General features: G+C 68.1%; 20 protein-coding genes. 9 read left to right on the forward strand and 11 right to left on the reverse strand.

What is annotated here, in order from left to right:
* The first annotated feature begins 273 nt into the window (after window positions 1-273).
* On the forward strand, window positions 274-981 hold the full coding sequence (locus QH195_RS25080; protein ID WP_280422056.1) for a demethylmenaquinone methyltransferase: 708 nt from the start codon (window positions 274-276) through the stop codon (window positions 979-981).
* A gap of 186 nt (window positions 982-1,167) precedes the next feature.
* A complete protein-coding gene (locus QH195_RS25085; RefSeq protein WP_280437246.1) occupies window positions 1,168-5,526 on the forward strand; it encodes a bifunctional nitrate reductase/sulfite reductase flavoprotein subunit alpha in 4,359 nt (1,452 codons plus the stop codon).
* Here QH195_RS25085 and QH195_RS25090 read toward each other — a convergent pair.
* Window positions 5,520-6,572, reverse strand: coding sequence for an aldo/keto reductase (locus tag QH195_RS25090; RefSeq protein WP_280422058.1), 1,053 nt, complete (start codon window positions 6,570-6,572; stop codon window positions 5,520-5,522). The two genes, QH195_RS25085 and QH195_RS25090, sit on opposite strands and share 7 nt — an antisense overlap.
* Before the next feature lie 82 nt (window positions 6,573-6,654).
* On the opposite strand from QH195_RS25090, the gene QH195_RS25095 reads away from it, so the two are divergent.
* Entirely contained in the window at window positions 6,655-7,275 is a 621-nt protein-coding gene (locus tag QH195_RS25095) for a TetR/AcrR family transcriptional regulator (RefSeq protein ID WP_280437247.1), read from the forward strand.
* Between the two features lie 30 nt (window positions 7,276-7,305).
* Here the strand turns inward: QH195_RS25095 and QH195_RS25100 are convergent, their stop codons facing one another.
* The 5 genes from QH195_RS25100 to QH195_RS25120 form a co-directional block, all read right to left on the reverse strand.
* A complete protein-coding gene (locus QH195_RS25100; RefSeq protein ID WP_280437248.1) occupies window positions 7,306-7,986 on the reverse strand; it encodes a GAP family protein in 681 nt (226 codons plus the stop codon).
* A 352-nt stretch (window positions 7,987-8,338) separates the two neighbouring features.
* A complete protein-coding gene (locus QH195_RS25105; RefSeq protein ID WP_280437249.1) occupies window positions 8,339-8,947 on the reverse strand; it encodes a TIGR03086 family metal-binding protein in 609 nt (202 codons plus the stop codon).
* 301 nt (window positions 8,948-9,248) lie between these two features.
* Complete coding sequence (gene menD / locus QH195_RS25110) at window positions 9,249-10,880, reverse strand: 2-succinyl-5-enolpyruvyl-6-hydroxy-3-cyclohexene-1-carboxylic-acid synthase (protein WP_280422062.1); 1,632 nt, start codon at window positions 10,878-10,880, stop codon at window positions 9,249-9,251.
* Between the two features lie 178 nt (window positions 10,881-11,058).
* Window positions 11,059-11,505, reverse strand: coding sequence for a DUF6918 family protein (locus tag QH195_RS25115; protein ID WP_280422063.1), 447 nt, complete (start codon window positions 11,503-11,505; stop codon window positions 11,059-11,061).
* A gap of 190 nt (window positions 11,506-11,695) precedes the next feature.
* The gene (locus QH195_RS25120) at window positions 11,696-12,352 is read right to left on the reverse strand and encodes a PaaI family thioesterase (protein WP_280422064.1); all 657 of its coding nucleotides are present in this window, start codon (window positions 12,350-12,352) and stop codon (window positions 11,696-11,698) included.
* Between the two features lie 106 nt (window positions 12,353-12,458).
* Between QH195_RS25120 and QH195_RS25125 the strand changes: the two genes are divergently transcribed.
* Entirely contained in the window at window positions 12,459-13,352 is an 894-nt protein-coding gene (locus QH195_RS25125) for a 1,4-dihydroxy-2-naphthoyl-CoA synthase (protein ID WP_280422065.1), read from the forward strand.
* A 58-nt stretch (window positions 13,353-13,410) separates the two neighbouring features.
* Here QH195_RS25125 and QH195_RS25130 read toward each other — a convergent pair whose 3' ends face one another.
* Complete coding sequence (locus QH195_RS25130) at window positions 13,411-13,965, reverse strand: hypothetical protein (protein ID WP_280437250.1); 555 nt, start codon at window positions 13,963-13,965, stop codon at window positions 13,411-13,413.
* A gap of 86 nt (window positions 13,966-14,051) precedes the next feature.
* Here QH195_RS25130 and QH195_RS25135 point away from each other — a divergent pair, with 86 nt between their 5' ends.
* Complete coding sequence (locus QH195_RS25135; RefSeq protein ID WP_280437251.1) at window positions 14,052-14,435, forward strand: VOC family protein; 384 nt, start codon at window positions 14,052-14,054, stop codon at window positions 14,433-14,435.
* A gap of 295 nt (window positions 14,436-14,730) precedes the next feature.
* Window positions 14,731-15,894 carry an o-succinylbenzoate--CoA ligase gene (menE, locus tag QH195_RS25140; protein ID WP_280437252.1) on the forward strand — a complete coding sequence of 388 codons (1,164 nt, stop codon included), beginning with the start codon at window positions 14,731-14,733 and terminating at the stop codon, window positions 15,892-15,894.
* 183 nt (window positions 15,895-16,077) lie between these two features.
* On the opposite strand, the gene QH195_RS25145 is transcribed toward menE, so the two are convergent.
* On the reverse strand, window positions 16,078-16,365 hold the full coding sequence (locus QH195_RS25145; RefSeq protein ID WP_280422069.1) for a hypothetical protein: 288 nt from the start codon (window positions 16,363-16,365) through the stop codon (window positions 16,078-16,080).
* Window positions 16,366-16,584: 219 nt separating this feature from the next.
* Here QH195_RS25145 and QH195_RS25150 point away from each other — a divergent pair, with 219 nt between their 5' ends.
* A complete protein-coding gene (locus QH195_RS25150) occupies window positions 16,585-17,457 on the forward strand; it encodes a 1,4-dihydroxy-2-naphthoate polyprenyltransferase (protein WP_280422070.1) in 873 nt (290 codons plus the stop codon).
* A 3-nt stretch (window positions 17,458-17,460) separates the two neighbouring features.
* Here QH195_RS25150 and QH195_RS25155 read toward each other — a convergent pair whose 3' ends face one another.
* From QH195_RS25155 to QH195_RS25165, 3 genes are all read right to left on the reverse strand, one after another.
* A complete protein-coding gene (locus tag QH195_RS25155; protein ID WP_280437253.1) occupies window positions 17,461-17,841 on the reverse strand; it encodes a phage holin family protein in 381 nt (126 codons plus the stop codon).
* 126 nt (window positions 17,842-17,967) lie between these two features.
* Window positions 17,968-18,534, reverse strand: a complete 567-nt coding sequence (locus QH195_RS25160) for a Clp protease N-terminal domain-containing protein (protein ID WP_280422072.1) — start codon at window positions 18,532-18,534, stop codon at window positions 17,968-17,970.
* On the reverse strand, window positions 18,535-18,756 hold the full coding sequence (locus QH195_RS25165) for a helix-turn-helix domain-containing protein (protein WP_280422073.1): 222 nt from the start codon (window positions 18,754-18,756) through the stop codon (window positions 18,535-18,537).
* A gap of 107 nt (window positions 18,757-18,863) precedes the next feature.
* On the opposite strand from QH195_RS25165, the gene QH195_RS25170 reads away from it, so the two are divergent.
* Window positions 18,864-19,847 carry an ATP-binding cassette domain-containing protein gene (locus QH195_RS25170; protein WP_280437254.1) on the forward strand — a complete coding sequence of 328 codons (984 nt, stop codon included), beginning with the start codon at window positions 18,864-18,866 and terminating at the stop codon, window positions 19,845-19,847.
* Window positions 19,844-20,668, forward strand: coding sequence for an ABC transporter permease (locus QH195_RS25175; protein WP_280437255.1), 825 nt, complete (start codon window positions 19,844-19,846; stop codon window positions 20,666-20,668). Before QH195_RS25170 ends, QH195_RS25175 begins: the two co-directional genes overlap by 4 nt.
* Window positions 20,669-20,671: the final 3 nt, after the last annotated feature.

Genomic DNA, 20,671 nt, shown 5'->3' on the forward strand with positions numbered 1-20,671 from the left:
CATCGAGATGTCCGGCACGCGGCGCCGACCGGGGTCGGCTCGTCGAGGTCGGGCGACGGCCACAGTCGCGCGGCGGTGGCCGATCAGCGGGGTGGTGCGGCATGCGTATGCGGTGGCGGGGCAGCGGCATCGGTCTGATCGAACCCGCGGCACAACCCCCGATCGGCCGGCGGTGTGATGTCGAACAGCCCACCGACGTGACCGCCGGCAGCGCACCGATGTGACGGGATCGGCGCGCCGATATGGCAGCGGCGCCGAGTAGGGTCGGGGGCTGTGGCGAAAACGCAATCGGTTCGGGCCTCGCTGGACAAGCAACCGCACGAGGTCGCTTCGATGTTCGACGGGGTGGCGCGACGATACGACCTGACGAATACCGTGCTCACGGCAGGGCAGGACCGCTACTGGCGGTGGATGACCCGCAAGGCCGTCGCCCCGCGGCCCGGTGAGCAGATACTCGACCTGGGCGCCGGCACCGGCGTCTCCACCGTCGAACTGGGCCGGACCGGCGCTTGGTGCGTGGCCGCCGATTTCTCGCAGGGCATGCTTGCCGCCGGGCGGTCCCGGGGTCTGCCGATGGTCGCCGGTGACGCCACGGCGCTACCGTTCGCCGACAACTCCTTCGACGCGGTGACGATCTCGTTCGCCCTGCGCAATATCGCCGATTACGACCTCGCGATGCGAGAGATGCTGCGCGTGACCAAGCCCGGCGGGCGGCTGGTGATCTGCGAGTTCTCCACCCCGGTGATCCCGGTGTTCAAAACCGCCTACCAGGTGTTCGTGATGAAGGTGCTGCCGATGATCGCCCGGGTGGTCAGCAGTAACCCGGACGCCTATGTGTACCTCGCCGAATCCATCCGCGACTGGCCGAACCAGCGTCGGCTGGGCCGCCGGGTCGCGGAGGCGGGCTGGGCCGGGGTGAAGTGGCGCAATCTCACGGGCGGGGTGGTGGCCCTGCACCGGGGCTACAAACTCGGCACCTGACGCGCCGGTTCATTTTCCTCACAGCTGTGATATTCGCCGGTGAAGTGGAATGTGATGCGCCGATAACATCGGGCAAACCCGAGGAAACCGCTCGCGGGCACCATCGGAGACATGTCCGAGGGATACGACACGAGCGAGTCAGGCCCGGACGCGGCAGCGCAGCGTAACCACGCGTATCCATCGGTCATGCCCGATGGATACAGCGGCGTGCAGGCGGGCACGACCAGGACGGCGTGCTCGTACTGTGGGGTGGGCTGCGGAATCGAGGTCACCACTACACCGGATGCCACCGGCGCACCGGTGATCGCGCGGGTCAGCGGCGACAAACTGCATCCGGCGAACGCCGGGCGGCTGTGCACGAAGGGCGCCACCCACCTCGAACTGATGCGGGCGCCGGGTCGGATGACCAGCGCATACCGCCGGCCGGCGCGCGGGGCCCAGCCGGAGCCGGTGGGCGTGGACGAGGCAGTGACCGAGGCCGCGGCGCGGCTGCGGTCGATCCTGGACGAACACGGGCCCGACGCGATCGCGCTGTACGTCTCCGGGCAGATGTCGCTGGAGGCGCAGTACCTGGCCACGAAGCTGGCCAAAGGCCATCTGCGGACCGTTCACATGGAAGCCAACTCCCGGTTGTGCATGGCGAGCGCCGGAACCGGCTACAAACAGTCGCTGGGGGCCGACGGGCCGCCCGGTTCCTACGATGACCTCGACCGGGCCGACCTGTTCTTCGTCATCGGCGCGAATATGGCCGACTGCCACCCCATCCTCTTCCTGCGCATGGCCGAGCGGCTCAAATCCGGCGCGAAGCTGATCGTGGTGGATCCGCGGCGTACCGAGACCGCCGCCCGCGCGGACCTGTTCCTGCAGATCCGGCCCGGAACCGATCTCGCACTGCTCAACGGGCTGCTGCAGTTACTGGTCGAGGCCGGCGATATCGACGAGCAGTTCATTGCCGAGCACACCGAGGGCTGGGCGGCGATGCCCGAGTTCCTCGCCGCCTACACCCCTGATCGAGTCGCCGGAATCACGGGGCTGGCCGAGGCGGATATCCGCACCGCTGCCCGCTGGATCGGCGCGGCGGGCGAATGGATGAGCTTGTGGACGATGGGCCTGAATCAGTCCACCCACGGCACCTGGAACACCAACGCATTGTGCAATCTGCATCTGGCCACCGGCGCCATCTGCCGCCCGGGTAGCGGGCCCTTCTCGCTGACGGGCCAGCCGAATGCCATGGGCGGCCGGGAAATGGGGTACATGGGTCCGGGGCTGCCCGGGCAGCGCAGCGTCCTGTCCCCCGCCGACCGGACATTCGTGGAGGCCGCGTGGGACCTACCACCGGGAACCATCCGGGCCGAGGCGGGGCCGGGCACCGTGGACATGTTCCGGCGGCTCGCGGACGGCGATATCAAAGCGGCCTGGATCATCTGTACCAATCCGGTTGCCACGGTGGCGAATCGCAAAACCGTGATCGCCGGGTTGGAGGCCGCCGAACTGGTGATCACCCAGGACGCCTACACCGATACCGCCACCAACACCTACGCCGACCTGCTGCTACCGGCAACTCTGTGGGCCGAGGCGGATGCCACGGTGGTCAACTCCGAACGCACAGTGACATTGCAGCGGCAGTCGGTCGAACCGGCCGGTGCGGCGCGGCCGGACTGGCAGCTCATCGCCCAGGTGGCGACCGCAATGGGATTCCCCGGGTTCGAATATGCCTCCGCCGCAGAAGTATTCGACGAGATCCGTCACTTCGCCAATCCGGCCACCGGTTACGACCTGAGCGGTATGAGCCACGAGCGGCTGCGGGAGGGCCCGATGCAGTGGCCGTGCCCGGACCCCGCGCAGCGCCGCAATCCGATCCGCTACCGCAACGACGGAATCGGCGGGGAGCCTTTCGTCGACGACACCGGGCACCGGCCGCGCCTGGTGTTCCCCACCCCCGGTCGGCGGGCCGTCTTCTGGCCGCGCCCGCATATGTTGCCGGCCGAAATGCCGGATGACGACTACCCGTTCCTGCTCAATACCGGCCGCCTGCAACACCAGTGGCATTCGATGACGAAGACCGGCCGGATCGACAAGCTCAACAAACTGAACCGGGAGCCGTTCGCCGAGATCCATCCCGACGACGCCCGTGAACTCGGGCTCGCGGTGGGCGACGAGGTGGAGATCACCTCACGGCGCGGCCGCGCCGTACTACCCGTGCGGATCAGTGACCGGGTACGTCCCGGCGGGTGTTTCGCACCGTTCCACTGGAACGACGAACAGGGCGAATACCTGACCGTCAACGCCGTCACCAACGATGCGGTGGACGCCGATTCGCTGCAACCCGAGTTCAAGGCCTGTGCTGTCGCCCTACGCCGGGTCGCGCCGGTGGTGCCCGCCGAATCGCCCGTGGCCCCGGGCAATCCGCAGGAATTCCCGGCTTCCCCGGGGCCCCATCCGCTCGCGGCCGTCCTGGGCCTGGATGCGGCGACCTCGCCCACCCTCAGCGAAACGGAACGAATCTACCTCGGTGGATACCTCGCGGCCCTGCAGTCCCTGCCGGTCTCAGGGCAGCCGGTCCTCCCGGAGACCGCACCGTTGTCGAAGCAGAGCCGACTGTGGGTGGACGGGCTGCTGGCGGGTATGTATTCGCGCGCCGGCCACCCGGATTCGGCGACGGTACCGGAACCACCGAGTCCGGCCGTGACAGTGCTGTGGGCCTCGCAGACCGGCAATGCCGAGGAATTCGCGGCCACCGCGGCGCAGCGACTCACCGAATCCGGTTACCGGCCGCGGCTGATCGATATGGATTCCTGCGATCTCGCCGCGCTGGCAGGCGATGTGCTGGTGATCAGCAGTACGTTCGGCGACGGCGGACCGCCGGACAACGGTGCCGACTTCTGGTCCCGGCTCGACGAGAGCGCGGACCGGCTCACGGATACACGTTTCGCGGTATTCGCGATGGGTGATTCCGCCTACGACGATTTCTGCGGTCACGGTCGGCGGCTCGATACCGCCTTCGCCGACCGCGGCGCGACCCGGCTGCTGCCACGGGTGGACAGCGAACCGGATTTCGCCGGACCCGGTGCGGACTGGCTGGACGAGGTGGTCGCGGTACTCGGCGTCCGAGGGAACTCCGGCGACGGGTTTGCCGCGAGCGCGGCCGATGGGTCCCGCCGGAACCCCGCCGACGGACCCGGGGCGAGCGTGGCCGAAGCGTACGGACCGAACACCGAAGACGACTCCCGGGCGAGTTCGGCCCGCGGTGGCGCGCGCACCGTCCCGGTGGGCAGCCGAAGCAACCCCGTGCGCGCCGACAGCGGATTCGGTGGCGCGAGTACCCGCGAGCGAACCGGTTCCGTCCCCGGTGTGAGCACCGCGACGGGTCTGCTGGAACGCGGCGCGCCCGTGCGCCCGCACCGGTCGGCACCCGCACCGTTCACCCGGGCACTGCCGGTTTCCGCCCCGCTGGTCCGCAACGAGGTGCTGACAGCCCCCGCCGCCACCAAGGAAGTCCGGCGGTTGGCCTTCGATCTCGGCGACTCGGACGCGCGCTACGAGGTGGGTGATTCGCTCGGGGTGTGGCCGAGCAACTGCTCGTCGCTGGTCGGTGAATTCCTCGACGCGTCGGGCTTGGACGCCGGGCGGACCGTCACCGCGGGCGATACCGAGATACCACTGGAACAGGCGCTGCGCACCTATTTCGATATCACCCGGGTCTCCCGGGATCTCTTGGAATTCGTGGCCGACCGCAATCCCAGCAACCGGCTGGCCAAACTGCTGCGTCGCGATAATCGCAATGAACTGGACGGCTACCTCTGGGACCGCCAACTGGTGGACGTCCTGCGTGATTTCCCGATCCGCGCCGACCTCGTGGAGTGGCTCGGCATTCTGAAAAAGCTGCAACCGCGCCAGTATTCGATCTCTTCCAGCCCGCTGGTCAGCCCGCGGGAAGTAGAGCTCACCGTGGGGATCGTCCGCTACGGCGATCCACGGGTCGCGGGCTCGGCGGCCCGTCGCGGCGGCGTATGCTCCACTTTCCTGGCCGATCGCGCCACCGCGGCCGTGCCGATCTTCCTGCAGCGTGCCCCGCATTTCCGGCCGCCGCTGGATCCGACCGTCCCGATGATCATGGTGGGACCGGGTACCGGTATCGCACCGTTCCGGGGGTTCCTGCAGGAACGCCGCGCCCTCGGCGCCACCGGGAAGAACTGGCTGTTCTTCGGTGACCAGCACGCGGCGCAGAACTTCTACTACCGCAGCGAACTCGAGGATATGTTCCGGTCCGGGCACCTCTCGCGGCTGGATCTGGCCTTTTCCCGGGACCAGCGCGAACGGATCTACGTCCAGCACCGGATGATCGAACACGGGGCGGAGCTGTGGTCGTGGCTGCGCGACGGCGCCCACTTCTATGTCTGCGGTGACGCCGCCCGGATGGCCAAGGATGTCGACGATGCCCTGCTGCGCATCGCCCGCATCCACGGCCAACTCGACGAGGACGGCGCCCTGGCCTTCAAAAAGCAACTGGTGGCCGAGAAACGCTACGTCCGCGACGTCTACTGAACCGTCCCCACCGGTACGGCGGGCGGGTTCAGCCGGGCGAAATCGGGCAGGCGGTAGTACGGGTAGTAGGGATAGGGCGGGGTGAGCGCGCTGGCCGCGTCCAGCCGCGCGATCTGCTCGGCGGTGAGTTCCCAGCCGACCGCGCCGAGATTCTGCCGTAGCTGCTCCTCGTTGCGGGCACCGACGATCACGGTGCCGACCGTCGGACGGGACAGCAGCCAGTTCAGCGCTATCTGCGGGACGGTCCGGCCGGTTTCGGCGGCGATCTCGTCCAAGGCGTCGACGACGTTGTAGAGGTGTTCCTGGTCGACCGGTGGCCCGGCCTCCGCCGTACGGTGCAGCCGGCTTCCCGCGGGCAGTGGTCGACCACGGCGGATCTTTCCGGTCAACCGGCCCCAGCCGAGCGGACTCCAGACCACCGCGCCCACCCCTTCGGCGACTCCCAGTGGCATCAACTCCCACTCGTAGTCCCGCCCGGCCAGTGAGTAATACACCTGGTGGGCGATATAGCGGGTGAGACCGTGGCGATCCGCGGCGGCCAGCGATTTCATCAGCTGCCATCCGGCGAAGTTGGAGGCTCCCAGATATCGGATCTTGCCCGCGTGCACCAGATCGTCGAGGGCGCGCAAGACCTCCTCGACAGGGGTTCGGGCGTCGAAGGCGTGCAACTGGAACAGGTCGATATGGTCGGTGCCGAGCCGGCGGAGCGAGGCTTCCACCGCCCCGATCAGACGGCTGCGGCCCGACCCGGCATCGAACGGGCCGGGTCCGGTGGGCAGGCTCGCCTTGGTGGACAGCAGCAGGCGGTCGCGGCGACCGTGGATAGCGGCGCCGAGCACCTCCTCGGAGGCGCCGTCGGAGTACACATCGGCGGTATCGAACATCGTGACCCCGGCGTCGAGGCTGATATCCACCAGTCGGCGGGCCTGTTCGACGTCGGTGTCGCCCCAGGCACCGAACAGTTCCCCGCGACCCCCGAAGGTGCCGGCGCCGAAGCTCAGTGCGGGGACGATCAGGCCGGAGGCTCCCAGGCGGCGATATTCCATCTCGACTCCTAATGGGTCTAGAGTGTCGTTAACAAATCCGAAGATACACCCATCGGCCGCTAAATGAAACTGGAGTTCCCTTATGGCACCTGAAGAGGACAGCCCCGGATCCGTTCGGCCCGGCGGCCGCACCGCCCGTGTCCGCGCGGCCGTGCTCAGCGCGGCCGGCGATCTACTCGCCGAACACGGCTTCGCCCGGCTCGATCTGGCCGAGGTCGCGGCCCGTGCCGAAGTCGGGAAGACAACGGTGTACCGGCGCTGGCGCACACCGGCCGGACTGACCGCCGACCTGCTCGTCGATATGGCCGAACAGTCGCTACCGCGCGCGGATACGGGCTCGTTGCGCGGCGACCTCGAGGCCAATGCCCGCCTGGTCGCGAAAACCCTCACCGACCCCCGGCAGAGCCGCCTCTTCCGAGCGGTGATCGCCGCCGCGAGCGTCGACGAAGCGGCAGCGGTTGCGCTGCGCCGGTTCTACGATGTGCGGCTCACCGAATGGTCACCCTGTGTCACCGACGCCATCGCCCGGGGCGAGGCACCGCCCGGCACCGACCCCCGCGCGGTGCTCACCGCAGTTTCGGGCCCGCTGTACTACCGCCTGCTGGCCAGTGGCGACCCGATCGACGACCAGGCGATCCGGGCCGCGGCCGAAGCCGCGGTGTGCGCTACCACGGCCGGAGTTTTCGTCCACACCGGAACCTGATCGCACACCCGGGCAGCGGGCCTGCCCGCATCACCAGAGATGCCGGTAGTCGAGGGCCGCGGCCGCGATCAGGCCGAGTCCCAGCAGGACGAAGACGATTCGTACCGACAACGGACCGTAGCTGGTGACCACGCGCAGAACGGATCTGTACACCCGCTGGGCCGCCGGCGTGCGCCTGGTGGCCAGTGCGAGCACCACCAGCGGCGGCAGCAGCGCGAGCGCGCAATAGGCGACGACGATCAGCGGCCAGACCGACGGCAGCGGGTCCCGGGCCGATATCAACGCCAATCCGGCCAGGTACGGAATCGCGGTCGGCGCCTGCGCCAGGCCGATGACCATCCCCGCCATGCCGAGCAGCCAGGGGCGCCGCCGGATGGTCACCGTCCACGCCGGCGGCTCGGCCTGCGCACCGGCGGGCACGGCAGCGATCACGAGCAGCACGAGACCGAAACCCAATGCACCCCAGGTTCGGATCGTCGGGGTGAGCTCGAAATCCACCAGATCGGTGAGGAAATCGATCCCCAGCACCGCCAGCAGCCCGAAAGTCGTGGTGACCGCGAAAACTCCGGCGATGAAACTCGCCCCACCGGGCACCGGCGATTTCCGGGCGAGTCTGCTGTCCACGACGATCGCCGCGGTAACCCCCACCAGGAGTAGATCGAGTGAATCTATGAACGCGAACCCGGCGAGGGCGAGCAGTAGAGCGACCATGGCGCCGCCAGCCTACGCGCCCCACGAACCGGCATACGCGCGCCTCCGGCACCCACCACGGCACACCGCCACCCGCCCTCCAGGGACGGTGAACGGATACACATTTTTGCCGACCATCTCGGTACGCGTGCGCAGCATCGTAAGACCCGGATGAGGTCGCGACCCCATCCATCCGGCCGGCGCTGCCGTTCGCGGGCTCCGTTCGCATGCGCGGCCGAGCCGCAGCGGCATCCGAGGTCGAGCGGAAGCGGAACCCGGGAGACCCCCGAGCGCCGTCCCGCGCCGGGCGAAATTCCGAACAGCTCGGCACCGAAGCTCCGGAGCCTCGGTGCCGACGTCCCGTAGGCCGGCCCTACCGCGCGGCGCGATTCGTCGATGCAGCGTGCCGAGGGAGCCAGAAGGGGTCTCGCCCGGTGAACCCCAGCACCCGGTGCAATACCGGCGCCGCCGGGCCGATCGGCACGGTCGGGCCGAAAAGACCAGGGGTACCCTCCGTCGGCGTGTCCTTCAGAAAATCCAGGAGCACGGCGAGGTCGGAATCGTCCACCTTCAGTTCCTGACCGGTGGCGCGCGCCAGATCCCAGGCGTGGATGACGATCTCGTCCAACGCGACCCGCGCCGTGACGGATGCCGGCATGGTGACCCCGCCCGCCTCCGTATCCCCTTCCCACGCCGCGGGTTCCCGCCATGCCTGCGCCAGCGCCCGCAGCCGGGCCGGGACGGCAGTCCGCCACTTCGCGGATAGTGCGGCGCCGGACCCGAATTCCGGCGAGGCGGACGCACCGAGTGATTCCTTGGCCGCAGCGGCGCGAAACGCCTCCGCCAAACCGTCCACATGCTCGATCAACGCACGGACGGGGATATCGGCGGGCGTAGGCGCGTCGAGCTGGGTGTCGTCGATCGCGGTGACGATATCGGCCAGTGCGTCCGCCGCGGGCGACAGGTCGAATTCCGGGTGCATGCGGTCTCCTCGGTCCGGGGCTGCTGTAGTGCAGACGGGACCGCGGACGCAAACTAATCGGGCACACACCGCCGAGGACAATCGCGAATCGGCCCGACCGCCGGCGGGTTCGGTTCAGGGCTCCGGTACGCGTCGAAGCGGCGGAGCGCTACGCCGGCCACTGCGTACTGTTTTTCGGGCTCGAAGTCCAGCACGCTGTACCGACCACCCAGAGAAAACAGCGGCGCACCCGCGAATTGTTTCCGTCGGCCGTGTTCGCGCGCCTGCAGGGTCCCACCTGCCCCGCGCGCGGGTGAAGCGTTCAGGAATCGATTCTGGCGCGGACAGCGGCGTGCAGCTCACGCAGCCCGGAGCGATCGGTGAGCACCTCGAGCACCCGGAAACCGGAGCCGGAACCCGCAAGTTCGGCGGCCAGCTCATTCGGCCCCACCTGCCGGTGCGGGATCCGGTAGGCCGCACACAGCGCGGAGAGATCCATCCCGTGCGGGGTGCCGAAAACACGCTCGAAAACACCGGCGTACTGGGGGTCGCCCTGTTCGAGAAGTTCGAAGATACCGCCGCCGTCGTCGTTGGCGACCACGATGGTGAGGTCGTCGGGGCGGGGTTCGCCACGGCCGATCAACAGACCGGACGCATCGTGCAGGAAGGTGAGGTCACCGATCAGGGCGATGGTCCGGCCGCGGTGGTGCAGCGCGGCGCCGACCGCCGAGGACACCGTTCCGTCGATACCCGCGACGCCCCGGTTCGACAGCACCCGTACGCCGGGTTTCGGCGCCGAGACGAGCGCGGCGTCGCGGACCGGATTCGATGCGCCCAGCAGCAGCTGATCGCCTTCCCGCAATGCTTCCATGATCACCGCGGCCACATGGAGCCCGGTGGGTTTGGGGTGCCGGTCCAGTTCGTCACGCACCACGGCACGGGCCCGCCGGTCCAGTTCCCGGCACCTGTCCAGCCACTGCGCGGTCGGTGCGCCGCTGGTCACCGCCCGGGTACCGGTTCCGACCACATTGCCGGAGACATCGGGCCAACGCGGGCCGGTGGTCAACGCGTACACCGTCACTTCAGGGTCGGCCAGCACCTTCGACACCTGACGGTGCAGGGTCGGGCGGCCGGTGATGATCGCCTGCCGGGGTTTCAGCAGCGGCAGCGCCAATGGATGCAGGGCCGGGCCGTGTACGGGGGCGGTGGGTTCGGCCACCGTGGGCAGGGTGGCGAGTTCAGCGCGCAGACCGGCGCCGTGACCGGAGATCACGACGGTATCCGGGGTGAGGTCGATATCGAGCGGAACGTCGAGGGTGGCGTACTGGGTGGCCGTCCAGGGCTGGTCCACGCCACGCCCGGCGGGAGTGAATTCCGCACCGCCCGGCTCCGGGACCAGTGGTTCCCGCAGTGGGATATCGAAATGCACGGGACCCGCGTTGCCCGATCGGGTACCCCGCGCCGCGGCCAGCACCCGGCACACCGCCGACCGCCACACGCTGTTCTGCCGTGGATATTCGGAGTCGGATTCGGTTTCGGCGAGGCCGAGGCTGATGGTCGCCCGGACCTGGCTGCCGAACAGCCCGAGTTGTTCGACCGTCTGATTCGCGCCGGTACCGAGCATCTCGTAGGGCCGGTTGGCGCTGAGCACGATCAGCGGGATCCGGGCGTAATTTGCCTCGAGGACCGCCGGTCCCAGATTGGCGACCGCGGTACCCGAGGTCATCACCACCGGTACCGGAGCGCCGGAGGCAACGGCCAGGCCGACCGCGAGGAATCCGGCCGTCCGCTCGTCGACACGCATATGCAGCCGCAGCTGCCCTGCCGCGTCGGCCGCCTGCAACGCGAAGGCCAGCGGGGCGTTACGCGAACCGGGGCACAGCACCACTTCGCGCACCCCACCGCGGGCGAGTTCGTCGACGACCACCCGGGCTTGCGCAGTTGACGGATTCACGACTCCAGACTGTCAGACCCCGACCGCCGCGTCTGCGTCACCCTGCTCACATCGGCAAGGCCGGTCGCGGACAGAGCCGGACCCCCTTGAAACCCCTGGAACTCCCCCGTTGGGGACCTCGTCGTCGAGGCCCCCACGGACCGCGCTGACACGCGGCCGAATCGCTACGCGCGAAATGCTATCCGGCGTGCTTCTGCACCAGGTCGCCGACGCGGGGCAGCGCCTCGATGACATTCTTCTTGGCCGAGGAACGCATCGAGTTGTACACCTTCTGCAGGGCGGGCCGGCTGGAGGCCGCGGCACGCGCATCGGTGACGGTCAGCAGGGCCTCGGCCACCTCGTCGCTCTTGGCGGCGAGCAGTTCGCCGAAGCTCCCCGCCGCGCCGGCCTTGTACTCGTTCCAGTACGGCTCCAGCTGCTCGAGCAGTTTGGGCGCCAGCGATTCCAGGGCATCGGGAACGATGGACGGGCTGATCTTCTTGACCGCCGCGTACCCACCCTTCACGGCCAGACCCGAGGCACCACCCTTATCGGAGACCTCGGCGTCCAGGACCTGGACGGCGTCGGCGAGGAAGGCCGGGCGCGTAGCCTCGTCAAGCAGTGATTCAGACAGTGCTGCAACCAATTTAAGGATCCTCCGGATCAGTACTCGTATGGACGGGCAACGCAACTATACGCATCGCCCACACGAATGCATTTCCGCCCGTAACTGTGCACGGACCAAGGAGGAATCCTGGACGCTCGACCGAACCAGGTGCGGCGGTAAGCGATCCGAGTGCACCGCGACCGATCCGGGGCCACCCCGTGGGATCGGGTCAGGGCTGCCAGGGCAGCAGTTGCACCATGAGACCTTCGCTGTCGGCCAGGACGGTCCCGTCCTCGTCCACCAGTTCGGCGCTGATGAAGGTTTTCCGGCCTTCGATCCGCTCGACCCGGCCGCGTACCGTCAGCGGGGTGTCGAGGGGGGTCACCTTCCGGTAGTTCACGTGCAGGAAGGCCGTCCGGCTGATCGGGCGCCCCGCATAGTGGACCGTCATCCCGAAGAGGTCGTCGAACAACAACGGGAGGACGCCGCCGTGCGCGGCGGAGTTCCCACCGAGATGGAACCGGCGGAACACGCCCTGCATCACGATGCCGTCGGGGCCGGCGGAGACCGTCTTCCAGGGCAGCAGGAGCAGGCTGCCGCGGCCGGGTAGTTCGACGGCCCGTCCGGCGGGACCCTGCTGTTCCGGCGCCCGATACGGTTCGAGCAGTTCGATCAGTGCGTTCACCCGATCGCGGGCTTCGCGGTAGACCTCGTCCGGGGCGTCGACCGAAACCGCCAGGTCCTGCAACGTACGCATAGCCGCGACGAATTCACCGAATTCCGGCCCGACCTCGGCCGGGGTGATCTTGGGAAACCCCCCGTGCCTCTCGTACCGATCCTCGTCGACAGCGCTTTCGTCGATCCTCGGTCGGGTCTGCTCGGTCATACAGGCACCGTAACCCGGGGTTTTACGGCGTCCAAACAAATCCGCCGAACTGTGGTGAAGTCAACGCACCGCCGACCGCCCCACCGCGCCTGATGTAATCACCCCTATGACGTTCAATCCGACGCTGTGGCGCGACGTGGCCGGGTTCGAGGGCCTGACCGATATCACCTACCACCGGCATATCGAACAGGGCACCGTCCGGATCGCGTTCGACCGCCCCGAGGTGCGCAACGCCTTCCGGCCGCATACGGTCGACGAACTCTACGCGGTACTCGACCACGCCCGCACCACCTCCGATGTCGGCGCGGTCCTGCTCACCGGCAACGGCCCGAGCCCCAAGGACGGCGGCTGGGCCTTCTGCTCCGGCGGCGACCAGCGGATCCGCGGCCGCAGCGGCTACCAGTACGCCAGCGGCGACACCGCCGAAACCGTGGACAAGGCCCGTGCCGGCCGGCTGCACATCCTCGAGGTGCAGCGGTTGATCCGGTTCATGCCCAAGGTGGTGATCGCCCTGGTGAACGGCTGGGCGGCCGGCGGCGGGCACAGCCTGCACGTGGTCTGCGATCTGACCCTGGCAAGCCGCGAACACGCGCGGTTCAAGCAGACCGACGCCGACGTCGGCAGTTTCGACGGCGGCTACGGCAGCGCCTACCTGGCCAAACTGGTGGGACAGAAGTTCGCCCGCGAGATCTTCTTCCTCGGACGCCCTTACACGGCCGAGGAAATGCACGCCATGGGCGCGGTGAACGCCGTCGTCGATCACGCCGAACTAGAGGATGTGGCCCTCGAATGGTCCGCGGCGATCAACGGGAAATCGCCCCAGGCGCAGCGCATGCTCAAATACGCGTTCAACCTGGCCGACGACGGACTGGTCGGCCAGCAACTCTTCGCCGGTGAGGCCACCCGGATGGCCTATATGACCGACGAAGCGGTCGAAGGCCGCGACTCCTTTCTGGAAAAGCGTGCCCCCGATTGGAGTCCCTACCCCTGGTATTTCTGAATCGCCCGTCTTCCACAATTCAGCGGTCCTTGGGTGGCAGCTCCCGGCAACGAGCCCCTCACGACAGGGCCGACTTCCGCTCGCGGATCTCCAGGTACTGCTGGAAATCGCGGAGGTAGTCGCCGAACTCCGCACTGGCCAGATACGCCTCGTACTGCCCGAGACAGTCGAGGATCTCCGGATTGTCCCCGATAGCGAGAACGTGACGGACGTAACCGATGATGATCTCCTTGTCGTCGGCCCAGGCGGCGAGGCTCTGTGACGTCCAGCGATTCAGGCCGTCGAATCGATAGCACCCGAACACTTCTTCGGAGTCGGCGCTCATGATCGCCGCGAGTTCCTCGTCGTCACGGGGCTGACGGAAGACGAATTCGCGGTAGTCGTGGTCGTAGGTCACGTTCTCGGGGGCGCTCAACCGCCCGGTCGCACAGGTGTCGCTGGAAACTGTCCAGACGATCCCCGGAACCGTCAGGAATGCCCGCGTGTCCCAATCGTCCAACGGGTGGTCGATCTTGCGGAGGAGCCAGTCTCTGGCGCTCGGATGCCAGTTACGCAGCCGTGCACCCAGGGCAACGGCTCTGATCGTTTCGAGGTCGGGCAGGTAGAGCGTCACCCGGCCGATTGTCGCCGAAGCGCGGCGACGTGGCTCGGCGGGCGGGTCCCGCAACAGCGGCGGTGCCGCCCCTACACTTGTTCAGGGTGGATATCCTCAGTAGCCGGCTCATTCTGCGCCCACGGGACTATGCGACCACCCTGGCGTTCTATCGGGACTCCTTGGGTCTGGCCGTTTTCCGGGAGTACCCGGGAGGCACGGTGTTCTTCGCCGGTCAGTCGCTGATCGAGATCGCGGGCCACGGTGCGTCGGATTCCGATCCGCAAGGGTTCGCGGGGGCTATCTGGTTGCAGGTACGCGACCTCGGTGCCGTCGCGGTCGAGTTGACGCTGCGCGGGGTCGCCATCGACCGGGCCCCGGTGACCGAACCGTGGGGGCTGATCGAGATGTGGCTGAAAGATCCGGACGGTGTGCCGATCGTGCTGGTCGAGATCCCGGAGGAGCATCCGTTGCGGCGGGACAACCGCTGACCGGGACCGGCTCCGGTTTTCTGCCGGGTTGCCAACCCATGGCCCACCGCGCGACGATACGATCGGATGGCCGCCCGATCACCGACGCCCGGTGCGACCGCTTTCGTACCGTCCGACGAGTGAATCGCAGTTCCATGCCTGGCCCAGCCCCATCCGATCGTCCGGCTCCGGCGCCCTGCACCGGCAGCACCGGCCCCTGCTGTCCGCGGCCCGGCCGACGTGACACCATCGCAGCCGTGAGCGAGTACAGCGAGCGCACCATGGTTTTCCGGTTTGCCGGGGACAAGGCGTGGCCGTGACGAAAACCTTGCGTACCCTGCCCATACCCACCGGCGGTGGAGTCAGCGATGTGCTCCCGCACCTACGGCAGGTGCTCGACGGCAGCGGTTCGGCCGCCTGGCTCCCGGTGCCCGCCAGTGATCGGCGCGAAGCCCGCCGCCTGGGCGATGCGCTCGCGCCCGGCGAGCCGATCGACGACGATATCGCGCTGGTCGTCACCACCTCCGGGACCACGGGTGTGCCGAAGGGCGCCATGCTCACCGCGTCCGCGTTACGCGCCAGCGGCGACGCCACCCACGAACGGCTCGGCGGCCCGGGCAGCTGGCTGCTGGCGCTGCCCACCCATCACATCGCCGGACTGCAGGTCCTGCTGCGTTCGCTGCTCGCGGGCTCGGAACCGACCGTGGTGGACGTCTCCGGCGGCTTCCTGCCCGAAGCCCTCGCCGGGGCGATCGCGGGTATGCGCGGAGAACGCCGGTACACCTCGCTGGTACCGACCCAACTGGTCAAGGTACTCGAAGCTCCCGCCGCGACCGCCGCGCTGACCGAACTGGACGCGGTACTGATCGGCGGCGCAGCGACCCCGCTGCCGCTCTACGAGCGGGCCCGCGACGCCGGTATCAATATCGTGCGCACCTATGGGATGAGCGAGACCTGCGGCGGCTGCGTCTACGACGGGGTCCCGCTGCGCGGCGCCCGTGTTCGTATCGAAGGCGGTCGCATCCTGCTCGGCGGCGATATGCTCGCCGCCGGTTACCGCAATATGCCCGATCATCCCGCCTTCGCCGAATCCGGCTGGTTCCGCACCGACGACGCGGGCGTGTTCACCGACGGTGTCCTGCACGTACAGGGCAGGCTGGACGAGGCGATCTCCACCGGCGGCCTGCTGGTGATACCGCAGGTCGTGGAAGCGGTCCTGGCGACCCATCCCGCGGTCTCCGAATGCGTGGTTCTCGGCCTCCCCGACGAACGCCTGGGGCAGCGGGTCGCCGTCGCCGTGGTACCGGCGCCGGGCGCCGCGCCGACGCTGGACGAACTCCGCAGCCACGTACTGGCGGAACTGGACGCCGAGGCCGCGCCCCGCGAACTCACGCTCGTCGACGACATCCCGCTGCTGGGCCCGGGAAAACCGGACCGCGCCGAACTACGCAAACACCTGCTCGCAGGTTCGGCGTCCTGACCAGGCCAGTCCCGGACCGCTTGCCGAGCAGAAGCGCGACGGCTCACCCGGGCACCCTTCCTCCTGCCGTCGACGACTCACGGACTGCCCGCGCGTAATCAGGCGGGCGGCGACGTGGCCCGCTCACCTACCGGATCCGACCGGCGGCCCGGTAGGAACACCGAGGTGTTCGGTGCCACCCGTTCACGGTTCCTCGTCGGCGTAGGCACCGTCGTAGTCGTCGCCCATCGGCACCGGTATGGACTGTTCGGCGATATCGACGGGATCGGCGTGCCAGACGTCGCGGGTACTGCCCGGAGACGTCACCGCGTCCTCCGGAACCGGGACATCGTCCGGGACCGAACGTGGGTCGATATCGGTGTACGGGGCGTCGTCGGGATAGGCCGGTGCGTCCTGTTCGGCGCGGTCGGCCTCGGGCACCGCCTCGAAGGCGCCTGGTTCGGCCGTCCGGGAAAGCTTGCGCTCCGCCATGGTGGGCTCCTCTCCTCCGTTGTGGCCTCAGCGGGCGACTACCCGCCGAGAGGAAGATCAGTCCAACGATCTCGAGAATGCCCCTGTGCGCCCGATCGGGCAAGTAACTGTTCCGGCCGGCGCGGCCGCGTCGCGCGATGCCCACCACCCTGCCGGGGCCCATGTGGGTCTGCGGTCTGCGGATGAGCCTGACCCCGCCGGGCGGATTAGGCTTCGGGGATGGCTACCGCAGCACAATGGATCGAGGGCGCCCGGCCCCGGACTCTGCCGAACGCGATCGCCCCCGTTCTCGCCGGAACCGGCGCCGCAGCCGCCATCGACGGTGCCGTCTGGTGGAAAGCGCTGCTGGCGCTGGGCGTTTCGATGGCGTTGATCATCGGGGTGAACTACGCCAACGACTATTCCGACGGAATCCGCGGCACCGACGACGAACGCGTCGGGCCGCTGCGCCTGGTGGGCTCCGGTGTGGCCTCGCCCGCCGCGGTGCGTGGCGCGGCGGTGGCGAGTCTTGCCCTGGGCGCGGTCCTGGGTCTGGTGCTGGCGCTGTTCTCGGCCTGGTGGCTGATCCTGGTCGGTGCGGTCTGCCTGGCGGGTGCCTGGTTCTACACCGGCGGCAGCAAACCGTACGGTTACCGCGGTTTCGGTGAGATCGCCGTTTTCGTGTTCTTCGGGCTCGTGGCGGTCCTCGGCACGCAGTTCGTCCAAGCGGGGCGGGTCGATTGGACCGGGCTCGCGCTGGCGGCGGGGGTGGGCTCGTTCTCCAGCGCGGTACTGGTGGCCAACAACCTGCGCGATATCCCGACCGACACCGAAACCGGGAAAACGACCCTGGCCGTGAAGCTCGGCGACACCCGCACCCGCACACTGCATATGACGCTCTTGGCAGCGCCGTTCGTGCTGACCCTGGTACTCGTCGCCCGCACCCCCTGGGCGCTGGTGGGCCTGCTGGCCGCCCCCTTGGCCGTCCGGGCCAACGCCCCGGTCCGGGCGGACAAGGGCGGGCTGGAGCTGATCCCCGCACTCCGCGATTCGGGTCTGGCCATGCTGGCCTGGTCGGCCCTCAGCGCCCTGGCCCTGGGATTCGGCGCCTGATCCTCAGTCGTCCGGCAGGATGATGCCGATCACCCAGTTCACGATGGTGATGATGATCGCGCCCAGCAGCGCGGCCCAGAATCCGTCGATGCGCAGACCGTAATCGGTGACCTCGGTGATCCACGCCGTGAGCCACAGCATCAACGCGTTGATCACCAGCAGGAACAAGCCGAGGGTCACGATCACCAACGGCAGCGACAACAGTTTCACGATCGGCTTGACGAAGGCGTTCACCAGCGTGAACACCACCGCTACCGCGAGCAGTACAACGATTTTCGCGCCGTTGCCCTGATCCGGTGGCGAAGCGATCTCGATTTTGCCGACCCACAACGCGGCCAGCCAGATGGCGAAGGCGGTCCCGATCAACCGGAGCACAAGCTGCATTCCCCATGCTAATCACAGGTGCGCTCGTTTTGCCCGCCTTCGGCGCGCGGACAGCGACTTCTGCGCGCCTCCGGTGTGCGGGTTCCGGTCCCCGAAGTCCCTGTCGGTCAACGAGGGCCCGCCGGTTCAGGCTGCTCGGTCGAGGTGGGTGTGTACCTGCTCGCGCAGTCCGGTGAGTGCGCCGGTACCGCCGAGGAGTTCGGTGGTGGCCGAGTTGGGGGCGCGGAGGATGGCGAGCAGGATATGCCCGGACTCGATGGTTTTGTCCTTGCGCGCCAGAGCTTCCCGCAGTGAGAGTTCCAGGACTTTCTTCGCGTCGCGACTGAACGGGATATGCCCGAATCGCATGCGGCTGCGGGACTCCTCCGGTGGGATGGCGCGGTCGAGCGCGTCGGCGCCGAAGTTGGCTTCCAGGGTTTCGCGTACCGCGTCGAGATCGATCCCGATGGAGCGTAGCGCCTCGGCGTCTTCCGCACCGAGTGGTTCGGTGCGGGCAGTGGTGGTGAGTTCGGTCAGTGCGGCGTCGTGGGCGATCCCGTTGCGTTGCAGCAGCGTGCGCAGTGCCGGTTCGGCCTCGTCCAGCAGACCGAGCAGCAGATGCTCGACCCGGATCTCGGGCGACCGTAGTTCACGGGCGTGTTCCTGGGCCGCGACGACCGCCGAGCGGGCACTTTTGGTGAATCTCTCGAACATTTATCGGCTCCTGGTTTTCCGGTTGTACTTCTGATGGACCGCCTGTTTGCTGACCTCGAGTGCGTCGGCGATGGCCTGCCAGGACCAGCCCTGGTCCCGGGCGTTGCCGACCTGGATGGCTTCGAGCCGGTCCAGCAGTCTGCGCAGCGCCAGTACTGCCCGTAACCCCACCGCGGGGTCCGGACTGCCCGCCGCCGCGGCCAATGTGGTTGCTTCCGTCATGCGTCAATTTTGATTGACGATGCGCCGTCTGTCAACAAAAATTGACGAAAGGCCGCCGCAATCGTCACGCAAGGGCTGTGCAAGACGGGAAAGGAACCGTGGTCACCATGACGAAACACGTATCAGCGGCGCCGCTCGCCATCGAGGCGACGGGCCTGGTCAAGGTGTTCGGCGCCCAGCGCGCCGTCGACGGAGTGAGCCTGGCGGTACCGCAGGGCTCCGTCTACGGCGTCCTCGGGCCCAACGGCGCCGGTAAGACCACCACCATCCGCATGCTCGCGACGCTGCTGCGGCCCGACGGCGGCAGCGCGCACGTCTTCGGTCACGATGTGCTGCGCGAACCGTCCACCGTCCGCTCACTCATCGGCGTGACCGGCCAGTACGCCTCGGTGGACGAGGATTTGACAGCCACCGAGAACCTGATGATCTTCTCCCGGCTGCTCGGGCTCAGCCGGTCCGCGGCCCGCCGCCGGACCGCCGAACTGCTCGAGGAATTCGCGCTCACCGAGGCCGCCGGCAAAGCGCTGAAAAACTTCTCCGGCGGTATGCGCCGCCGGCTGGATCTGGCCGCAGGCCTCATCGCGACACCCCCGCTGCTGTTCCTCGACGAACCCACCACCGGCCTGGACCCGCGCACGCGCGCCCAGATGTGGGAAACCATCCGCAAGCTGGTTCGAGAGGGCACGACCGTCCTGCTCACCACGCAGTACCTCGACGAGGCCGATCAGCTCGCCGACCGGATCGCGGTGATCGACCACGGCCGGGTGATCGCCGACGGGACCGCCGACGAGCTCAAATCCTCGATCGGCGGTTCCTCGCTGCACCTCACGCTGGCGGTGAGCTCCGAGCTCGACGACGCCCGCCGGATCATCGCCGAAGTACTGGGCAGCGAACCGCAGCCGACACCGGAGGCCGGCCGGCTCACCGCCGCCCTGCCCGATCCCAACGACACCACCGAACTGCTGGTCCGGTTGCGCGAACGCGGTATCGCGGTGGACGAGATCACCGTGACCAAACCCAGCCTCGACGAAGTCTTCCTCACCCTCACCGGCCACCCGGCCGATACCGACACCGGACGGACGGCGGCATGACCACCACCCTCATCGAACCCACTACCGCACCGGCGCTGCCGGCACCCCGGCCGGCCGCACGGATCGGCCTGCGCCGGACCGCGGACAACACCTTGACCATGGCCTATCGCGGGCTGCTGAAGATCGAACACAATCCCGAGCAACTCTTCGACGTGGTCATCCAGCCGGTGATCTTCACCCTGATGTTCACCTACATCTTCGGCGGCGCCATCTCCGGTGACGTCCAGAGCTATCTGCCGGTGATCATTCCGGGCATTCTCGTACAGACCGTGGTGATGACCTCGGTCGTCACCGGGGTCCAGCTCAAGGAGGATATGGAGAAAGGTGTCTTCGACCGGTTCAAATCCCTGCCCATAGCGCGGATCTCGGCACTGTCCGGAGCCTTGACCGCCGATATGGTCCGCTACGGTATCGCCTCGGTGCTCACCGTCGTGATGGGCCTGATCATCGGATACCGGCCGAACCCCGCGGGCGTTGCAGCCGCCGTACTGCTGGTTGTCGCCTGCTCGTTCGCCACCAGCTGGATCTGGGCGTTCTTCGGGGTGATCGCGAACAAAGCCTCCGCGGTGCAGGGCTATTCGATGCTGGTCATGTTCCCGCTGACCTTCGCCTCGCCCGCCTTCGTCCCGAAGGAGACGATGCCGGGCTGGCTGCAGGCGTTCATCGACGTCAACCCGGTCTCGCATCTGGTGTGGGCCTGCCGGGAGCTGATGAACACCGGGCATATCGGTATGCACGTGGTCTGGTCGTTGGTGGGTGCCACGGTGATCATCGCGATCTTCGCGCCACTGACCGTCCGGTCCTATATGCGTCGCGTGTGAGCG

It is taken from the genome of Nocardia carnea (assembly GCF_029868855.1).
GTDB classification, from domain to species: Bacteria; Actinomycetota; Actinomycetes; order Mycobacteriales; family Mycobacteriaceae; genus Nocardia; species Nocardia carnea_A.

Coding starts and splice junctions, on each gene's coding strand:
- QH195_RS25120 (WP_280422064.1), bottom strand. CDS start 12,352: ATGACCGAGCAGACCCGACCGAGGATCGACGAAAGCGCTGTCGACGAG.
- QH195_RS25170 (WP_280437254.1), top strand. CDS start 18,864: ATGACGAAACACGTATCAGCGGCGCCGCTCGCCATCGAGGCGACGGGC.
- QH195_RS25165 (WP_280422073.1), bottom strand. CDS start 18,756: ATGACGGAAGCAACCACATTGGCCGCGGCGGCGGGCAGTCCGGACCCC.
- QH195_RS25150 (WP_280422070.1), top strand. CDS start 16,585: ATGGCTACCGCAGCACAATGGATCGAGGGCGCCCGGCCCCGGACTCTG.
- QH195_RS25090 (WP_280422058.1), bottom strand. CDS start 6,572: ATGGAATATCGCCGCCTGGGAGCCTCCGGCCTGATCGTCCCCGCACTG.
- QH195_RS25145 (WP_280422069.1), bottom strand. CDS start 16,365: ATGGCGGAGCGCAAGCTTTCCCGGACGGCCGAACCAGGCGCCTTCGAG.
- QH195_RS25175 (WP_280437255.1), top strand. CDS start 19,844: ATGACCACCACCCTCATCGAACCCACTACCGCACCGGCGCTGCCGGCA.
- QH195_RS25160 (WP_280422072.1), bottom strand. CDS start 18,534: ATGTTCGAGAGATTCACCAAAAGTGCCCGCTCGGCGGTCGTCGCGGCC.
- QH195_RS25100 (WP_280437248.1), bottom strand. CDS start 7,986: ATGGTCGCTCTACTGCTCGCCCTCGCCGGGTTCGCGTTCATAGATTCA.
- QH195_RS25105 (WP_280437249.1), bottom strand. CDS start 8,947: ATGCACCCGGAATTCGACCTGTCGCCCGCGGCGGACGCACTGGCCGAT.
- QH195_RS25155 (WP_280437253.1), bottom strand. CDS start 17,841: ATGCAGCTTGTGCTCCGGTTGATCGGGACCGCCTTCGCCATCTGGCTG.
- QH195_RS25085 (WP_280437246.1), top strand. CDS start 1,168: ATGCCCGATGGATACAGCGGCGTGCAGGCGGGCACGACCAGGACGGCG.
- QH195_RS25125 (WP_280422065.1), top strand. CDS start 12,459: ATGACGTTCAATCCGACGCTGTGGCGCGACGTGGCCGGGTTCGAGGGC.
- QH195_RS25095 (WP_280437247.1), top strand. CDS start 6,655: ATGGCACCTGAAGAGGACAGCCCCGGATCCGTTCGGCCCGGCGGCCGC.